Origin of the sequence: Cyanobium sp. T1B-Tous (genome assembly GCF_024345475.1) — a bacterium.
GTDB lineage: Bacteria > Cyanobacteriota > Cyanobacteriia > PCC-6307 > Cyanobiaceae > Cyanobium_A.
Map to the genome: position 1 here is coordinate 23,287 of NZ_JAGQBE010000031.1, position 6,900 is coordinate 30,186.

A 6,900-nucleotide genomic window follows, 5' to 3' on the forward strand; every position below is an offset into this window, starting at 1 on the left:
CGATGGCGACGACCATCCATGCCACCGCTGTCATCGATCCCCGGGCCCAGCTGGCGGAAGGGGTCGAAGTGGGCCCCTATGCCGTGATCGGTCCGGATGTGGAGATCGGTGCGGGCTGCCGCATTGGCCCCCATGTGGTGCTCGATGGGCGGGTGCGCATGGGCAGCGGCAACCGCATCTTCCCGGGGGCCTGCATTGGCCTGGAGCCCCAGGACCTCAAATACACGGGGGATCCCACCGAGGTGGTGCTGGGCGACGACAACACCATCCGGGAGTGCGTCACCATCAACCGCGCCACTACCGGCCATCAGCAGACCCGGCTCGGCAGCGGCAACCTGCTGATGGCCTACAGCCACCTCGGCCACAACTGTGAATTGGGCGACCGGATCGTCATCGCCAATGGGGTGGCCGTGGCCGGCCATGTGGTGATCGGTGATCGGGCCGTGATCGGCGGGGTGCTCGGCATCCATCAGTTCGTGCACATCGGCACCCTGGCGATGGTGGGGGGGATGAGCCGCATCGAGCGGGATGTGCCCCCGTTCACGATGGTGGAAGGCCACCCGTCCCGGGTGCGTGCCCTCAACAAGATCGGCCTGCGGCGCAGTGGCTTGGTTGACCTCGACGGCGGCCAGCAGTTTGAGGATCTCAAGCAGGCCTGGACCCTGCTCTATCGCCGCGGCCTCACCCTGGCCGAGGCCCTGGGGCAGCTGCGCAGTCAGCCGCTGCACGGTGCCGCCGACCAGCTCTGCGCCTTTCTGGAAGCCTCCCTGGGCCCCACCCGCCGTGGGCCGATCCCGGGGGCGCGCTGATGCTGCGTCTGCTGGTCAGTACCGGGGAGGTGTCCGGGGATCTCCAGGGGGCCCTGCTGGTCCGGGCCCTCCACCAGGAGGCCCGGCGCCGGCAGCTGGATCTGGAGATCGTGGCCCTTGGCGGCGAGCGGATGGAGCGGGCCGGGGCCGAGCTGCTTGCCAACACCACCCGCATGGGGGCCATCGGCCTGCTGGAGGCCATTCCCTTTGTGCTGCCCACCCTCAAGTTGCAGCGTCGGCTCAAGCGCTGGTTCCGCAGTGATCCCCCCGATGGGGTGGTGCTGATCGACTACATGGGCCCCAACGTGAGTCTGGGGCTGCGGCTCAAGCGCAAGTTTCCGCGGGTGCCGGTGACCTATTACATCGCCCCCCAGGAGTGGGCCTTCAAATTCGGCAACGGCGGCCGCACCAACCTGATCAGCTTCACCAATCAGATCCTGGCGATCTTCCAGGAGGAGGCCCGCTTCTACCGCTGCCGTGGCGCCAACGTCACCTATGTGGGCCATCCGCTGCTGGACACGATTGGGCAGCTGCCCAGTCGCCAGGAGGCCCTGCGCCAACTGGGCCTGGGCGATGCCCCGGTGCTGTTGTTGATGCCGGCGTCGCGGCGCCAGGAAATCCGCTACATGCTGCCCCACATCGTGGCTGCGGCTGCTGAGTTGCAACGTCAGCGGCCCGAGCTCCAGGTGGTGGTGCCGGCGGGTCTGCCGGGCTTTGAAGCCCACCTGTCGCGGCAGTTGAGCGAGGCCGGGGTGCGCGCCGAGATCATTCCCGCCGCCGCTTCCGACCAACTCAAGGCCTGTCTCTGCGCAGCGGCCGATCTGGCCCTGGCCACATCCGGCACGGTGAACCTGGAACTCGCCCTGCGGGGCGTGCCCCAGGTGGTGGTGTATCGCGTCAGCCGGGTCACCGCTTTTGTGGCCCGCCACATCCTGCGGTTCAGCGTGCCCCACATCTCACCGGTGAACCTGGTGCTCGGGGAGCGGCTGGTGCCGGAGCTGCTGCAGGAGGACCTCACGGCCGCCGCGATTGTGCGGGAGGCCCTGCCCCTGCTCGACGAGGCCAGCGCATCGCGCCACACCATGCTGGAGGGGTATCGCCGGCTGCGGCTGGAGCTGGGCGAGCCCGGTGTCACCCAGCGGGCAGCCTGCGCCATCTTTGATCAGGTGCTGGACGCCCGATGACCCGATGCTCCCGCTTGCTGGCCACCTGGTTCCAGGCCTCCAACGGCCGGAGCTGGCTGTTGGGTCTGCTGCTCAGCGGGCTGCTGGTCTGCCTGGTGCCTGCCGCCGCCTGGGCGGCTCCGGCACAGGACGCGGTGCTGGCGGGGGGCTGTTTCTGGTGCCTGGAGCACGACCTCGAAAGCCTGCCCGGAGTGCTCGATGTCCAAAGTGGCTACAGCGGCGGCTCCCTCGAGCAGCCCACCTATGGCCAGGTGTCGGCGGGGGGCACCGGCCACCAGGAGGTGGTGCGGGTGCGCTTCGACCCTGACCGGATCAGCTATGGCACCCTGCTGCGCTCCTACTGGCGCAACATCGATCCCCTCGACGGTGGCGGCCAGTTCTGCGATCGCGGCAGCTCCTATCGGCCGGTGATCTTCACCAGCGGTGCCGACCAGCAGAGCCAGGCCCAGGCGAGCTTCACCGCGGCGGCCACCGAACTGGGCCGGGATCGGGCGGCCCTCAAGGTGCAGATCAAGCCCCTCAAGCGTTTCTGGCCCGCTGAGGGCTATCACCAGAACTACGCCGACCGCAACAGCGTCAAGTACACCTACTACCGCTGGGCCTGCGGCCGGGATCGGCGGCTCGATGCGGTCTGGGGTCCGCGCGCCCGCAGTGCCACCGCTTGGCTGTCCGGCAGGAAGTCCTGACCCAAGGCCCGGATCTGGGGAGCGCGGTCGTGGGCAGGCCCGCGGCAATTCCGATGAAAACCTGAAGAGCCGGTGCTGGTTGAGGCTCGCAAACAGCAGTGATGGAGCGGATTTCCGCCCTTCCAAGGCCGAGGAGTTTTCTATACCGTGAGGACTGCCACCGAGCGCGTCCCTGTATGTATCTGCTGACCATTCGCGACGGTCTGCAGACCCGCCACATCGGGCCCTATGGGAGTCCGAAGCAGGCTGCTGACGATCTGGATCGACTCTTGTCCCTCTGCGGGGAGCGGGCGCGCTGGCAGATCCACATGCTGGAATCGCCCTCCGAGGTGATGGCCAGCCTGGGTGGGGCCGTGCGGCAGGGTGTGGCCGCCTGAGGCCGCTTCAGTTGCGGCCCGGGTAGCCCCGTAGCAGTCCGCTTTCGATCATCAGGCCGACCCCCGCATTGATCAGGATCAGGCCGAAGGTGCCGTACCAGAACCAGGGCCCCGGCTTGGTGAGCGTTTCCATCGTGCCCGAAGCTGCCAGCACCTGGATGCCTTTGCGGATCACCGCCTCCCCGAAGAGGCACAGCCCGGCCGGCAGCAGCAACACGCCGAGCTGGGCTTTGACGTACCAGCGGATCTTCTGAACGGCCATGGACGAAGCGGAGGCGTCAGGACTCCAAACCTAGGCTGCTGCCCCGGACGGCCCGCCCGAGCACACCCAATGCACCAGGGTGCGCACACCGAAGCCGGTGGCGCCGGCGGGATCCTGGCCCCGCCCCTTGTCGCTCCAGACGGTGCCGGCGATGTCCAGGTGGGCCCAGGCCAGCTTCGGGGTGACGAAGTCCTGCAGGAACAGGGCTGCGGTGATGGAGCCCCCGGGGCGGGGGCCGGTGTTTTTGAGGTCGGCGTAGGGGCTTTTCAGCCCGGCCTTGTAGGAGGCCCGCAGGGGCATGCGCCAGAGGCCTTCGCCCTCGGCCTCGGCCGCGCTCAGCAGGGCTTCGGCCAAGCCGTCGTTGTTGGACCAGAGGCCCGCCATCTCCTCGCCCAGGGCGATCACACAGGCCCCGGTGAGAGTGGCCAGATCCACCACCGCATCGGGCTCGAGCTTGCAGGCATACACCAGGGCATCGGCCAGGGTGAGCCGCCCTTCGGCATCGGTGTTGTTGATTTCGATCGTCTTGCCGTTGGAGGCGGTCACGATCGCGCCGGGGTGGATGGCCCCGCCGCTGATCATGTTTTCGCAGGCGGCCACGATCATGTGCACCTCCACGCCGGCGGGCTTCAGCTCGGCGATGGCACGCATGGCTCCCAGCACCGCCGCGCTGCCGCCCATGTCGTACTTCATCATCTCGATCTGGGAGCCGGCGGTCTTGAGGTTGTAGCCGCCGGAATCGAAGGTGAGGCCCTTGCCCACCAGCACCAGGCGCCGCTTAGCCCCACCCTCGGGGCGGTAGGTGAGGTGGATGAACTTGGGCGCCAGGTCTGAGCCCTGGGCCACCGCCAGGTAGGAGCCCATGCCCAGGGCTTCACAGTCGGCCCTCTCCAGCACCGTCAGCTCCAGGCCGAAGTCCCGGGAGAGGGCAGCGGCGGTGTCAGCCAAATGTTGAGGCGTGGCCACGTTGGGTGGAGCGGCCACCAGCTCCCGGGCCAGCTCGACGCCGGCGCAGCTGGCTGCCACTGCCGCCAGGGCGGGAGCGGCGCTTGCTGCCACCCCGATCAGGCTGATCGTCTCCGGCAGGCTCCGGGGCTCGGGCTCCCCCTTGAAGCGCTGGTCGCTGAACAGGGCCAGGCGGCTGGCCTCCGCCATGGCCTGGGCTGCAGCACCTGCTGCCAAGGCCTCGATCGGCATGGCCAGGGCTAGATGGCTTGCTCCAGCGGCCGCAGCGGCTTGGCTGGCGGCGGCACAGGCCCGGCGCAGGCCGGCGAGGTTGAAGTCGGCCGGAGCCCCCAGGCCCACCAGGATCAGGGTCTGGGGGCTGGCATCTAGGCGATCGAGGCTGAGACATTCCCCGGGCTTGGCTTTGAAGCGCCGCTGCTCCAGGCGACTCGTCAGCGACTGACCCAGGGCGGCGCTGAGCTGCTCAAGCTGGGGATGGTCGGGGCGATCTTCGGCAGCGGCGAACAGGCCTACGGCCAGGCAGTCACCATCGAAATCTCCCAGGGCCGCAGGTAGGACGTCGGGGATGCAGCGAAAGTCCATGGAACGGCCGAGGTTGGGCGCGATCGTAGCCAGCGTGGCCAGCCCAACTCACTTAGGCAGGATCGGCTTGAAACGGCGTGGCCCAGCGGCTGCGGGTTTCCTTGTTGAAGGGCGGCAGCCAGAGCTGAATCAGGGCCTGCTCTAAGGCGCGGCGCGGGCGGATGTCGGCGGGCACATCTAACCAAAAGCGGATGCTGGTTTGGCAGCCCAGGCCCACTTTCAGCAGGGCTTCGCTGTAGGCGGCGAGGTAGGCCTTGCAGTCGTGTTCGCCTTTCCAGCGCCGATCTGCCTGGCCGGTTTCACCCACATAGAGCAGCAGGGGCTGGCCAAGACCGGCGGGCCGATCTGTCACCAGATAGAGGGCTGCACCCTGTTGGGGTGCGGCGGGCCAGCGCCAGAAGGAAAGGGCCTGGGGAGTGAGCTGCAGGGGGTTGAAGGCCTTGGCTATCTCTTCAGGTGTTCCGGGGCTACCGGCAAACAGCGAGACCTGTATGGCACCACCAGCTTGGTTGCTCCACAGGGGCTGCTGGTGGGCGGCTAGGCGGGTCTGCCAGTCCAGCAGCTGCGAGGCTTGCAGGGGCAGATCAGGGGTATCGGCGCGGCCAGCGCTCCCCAGCTGGCTGGCCGTAAACAAATCGCCGTGACGCGCCATCGCTTCAGGCCCCGGTGCTGGGTTGGCGTAGGCGGGTAGTGCCCTTGCCGCCTGGGGGCAGTGCTGGCCCGGCAGGGCCTTGCTTGAAGCTCACCTTGCCAATCCAGCTTTCCACCAGGTCGGCGGGAAATTGCAGCCGCTGTTGCAGGTCGGCCAGATCGCGAAAGGGGCTGCGACTTCGTTCCCGCAGCAGTCGGCTGAGCCTGGGCGCATCGAGCCCCAGCCCTGCTATCTCCTGGCTGGAAGCCTGGTTGAGATCCACCCGGGTGGCGGATTGCAAAGGCGCTGCTGGCTCTCCGTACCAGCGAAATTCCAGCAAAGGCAGCCAGCGGCGCACCAGCGCATCGGAGAGATCCAGCACCCGTTGCAGGTCGTCGGCGCCGCTGAGCTGGATGCCGCCCGCCTGCAGCCGCAGCAGCAGGTCCACCTGATCGGCAGCGATGCCGGGCAGCCGCAGCCAGTCGGCCGCGGTGGCGCGATTCACATCAAGCCGCCAGCCCAGGGCAGCGGCCCGGCCTACGGCCTCAGCATCTTCAAGCCTGAGGGCAGGGTTGTGTTGCAGCTTCAGGGCCAGCAGCTCCTGCTCCACCAGCTCTTGCTCAACCAGCTCCCTCTGGACCCGCTCCCGTTCCCGCTCCGCCGCTGCATCGGCAGGTGCAGCAGGGATCTGATCTGGTGGGATCTGTGCTGGTGGGATCTGGCCAGTGGCCCTCAGCAGCTGACGTGCCAGGGGATCCAACCAGTGCCGCTTGGCCATGGCGGAATGCCACCGCATCAAAAACGCTTCAAACCTAGCGGGGGCCTCACTCTGCAGGCCAATCGATTAAGCCCCAGCGCAGGCCGAGCACGGCGGCGTGGGTGCGGTCGCGGGCCTGGAGTTTGCGGCAGAGGGAGCGCAGGTGAGTTTTGGCCGTGTCGGCGCTGATAAACAGCCGCTGGCCGATCTCTACGTTGGTGTCGCCTTCGGCCACCAGGCTGAGCACCTGCCGCTCGCGCTCAGTTAGGGGTTCAAGGGGCCCCCCCTCACCGGGTCCGCGGCGAAACAGCTCCGTCAGGCTGCGGTCTACGTAGACCCCGCCACCGCTGATCGCATGCAGGGCGGCCAGGGCACTGCCCAGACCAAGGCGAGACTCCACCAGTAAGCCGTCGCAGCCGGCATCAATCGCCGCTTGGATCTCGCTCTGGCGGTGCTCCTGGGTGATCAGCAGCAGGGTGTGCAGGTTGGGCCAGCGCTGCTTGATTTGCAGCAGTAAGGAAATGCCCGAACCCTGCTCCAGGGTGTCGCTGAGAAACAGCATCGAGGGCCGGTGCCGCTCCACCAACTCCAGGCCGGCGGCCTCACAGGTGGCGGCACCCACCAGGTGCTCCTGACCGATCAGGCC

Annotated in this window: 9 protein-coding genes; 4 read left to right on the forward strand and 5 right to left on the reverse strand. The window is 67.9% G+C overall.

Annotation, left to right across the window (positions count from 1 at the left end):
* The first annotated feature begins 2 nt into the window (after positions 1 to 2).
* From lpxA to KBY71_RS08755, 4 genes are all read left to right on the forward strand, one after another.
* Positions 3 to 809 (forward strand): acyl-ACP--UDP-N-acetylglucosamine O-acyltransferase, encoded by an 807-nt coding sequence (lpxA, locus tag KBY71_RS08740; protein ID WP_254928539.1) that lies wholly within the window; start codon positions 3 to 5, stop codon positions 807 to 809.
* Positions 809 to 1,993 carry a lipid-A-disaccharide synthase gene (gene lpxB / locus KBY71_RS08745; RefSeq protein ID WP_254928540.1) on the forward strand — a complete coding sequence of 395 codons (1,185 nt, stop codon included), beginning with the start codon at positions 809 to 811 and terminating at the stop codon, positions 1,991 to 1,993. Before lpxA ends, lpxB begins: the two co-directional genes overlap by 1 nt.
* Positions 1,990 to 2,679: a peptide-methionine (S)-S-oxide reductase MsrA gene (gene msrA, locus KBY71_RS08750; protein WP_254928541.1), complete on the forward strand. Its 690-nt coding sequence runs from the start codon at positions 1,990 to 1,992 to the stop codon at positions 2,677 to 2,679. Before lpxB ends, msrA begins: the two co-directional genes overlap by 4 nt.
* 176 nt (positions 2,680 to 2,855) lie before the next feature.
* Positions 2,856 to 3,056, forward strand: a complete 201-nt coding sequence (locus KBY71_RS08755; RefSeq protein WP_254928542.1) for a hypothetical protein — start codon at positions 2,856 to 2,858, stop codon at positions 3,054 to 3,056.
* Between the two features lie 7 nt (positions 3,057 to 3,063).
* Here the strand turns inward: KBY71_RS08755 and KBY71_RS08760 are convergent, their stop codons facing one another.
* The 5 genes from KBY71_RS08760 to KBY71_RS08780 all read right to left on the reverse strand — a co-directional run.
* Positions 3,064 to 3,318 (reverse strand): hypothetical protein, encoded by a 255-nt coding sequence (locus tag KBY71_RS08760; protein ID WP_254928543.1) that lies wholly within the window; start codon positions 3,316 to 3,318, stop codon positions 3,064 to 3,066.
* A gap of 30 nt (positions 3,319 to 3,348) precedes the next feature.
* Positions 3,349 to 4,866 carry a leucyl aminopeptidase gene (locus tag KBY71_RS08765; protein ID WP_254928544.1) on the reverse strand — a complete coding sequence of 506 codons (1,518 nt, stop codon included), beginning with the start codon at positions 4,864 to 4,866 and terminating at the stop codon, positions 3,349 to 3,351.
* A 52-nt stretch (positions 4,867 to 4,918) separates the two neighbouring features.
* Positions 4,919 to 5,518, reverse strand: a complete 600-nt coding sequence (locus KBY71_RS08770; RefSeq protein ID WP_254928545.1) for a GIY-YIG nuclease family protein — start codon at positions 5,516 to 5,518, stop codon at positions 4,919 to 4,921.
* 4 nt (positions 5,519 to 5,522) lie between these two features.
* Positions 5,523 to 6,293, reverse strand: coding sequence for a hypothetical protein (locus tag KBY71_RS08775; protein ID WP_254928546.1), 771 nt, complete (start codon positions 6,291 to 6,293; stop codon positions 5,523 to 5,525).
* A 28-nt stretch (positions 6,294 to 6,321) separates the two neighbouring features.
* Positions 6,322 to 6,900, reverse strand: a 579-nt coding sequence (locus tag KBY71_RS08780; protein ID WP_254928547.1) for a response regulator transcription factor, incomplete at its 5' end; no start/stop codon positions are given.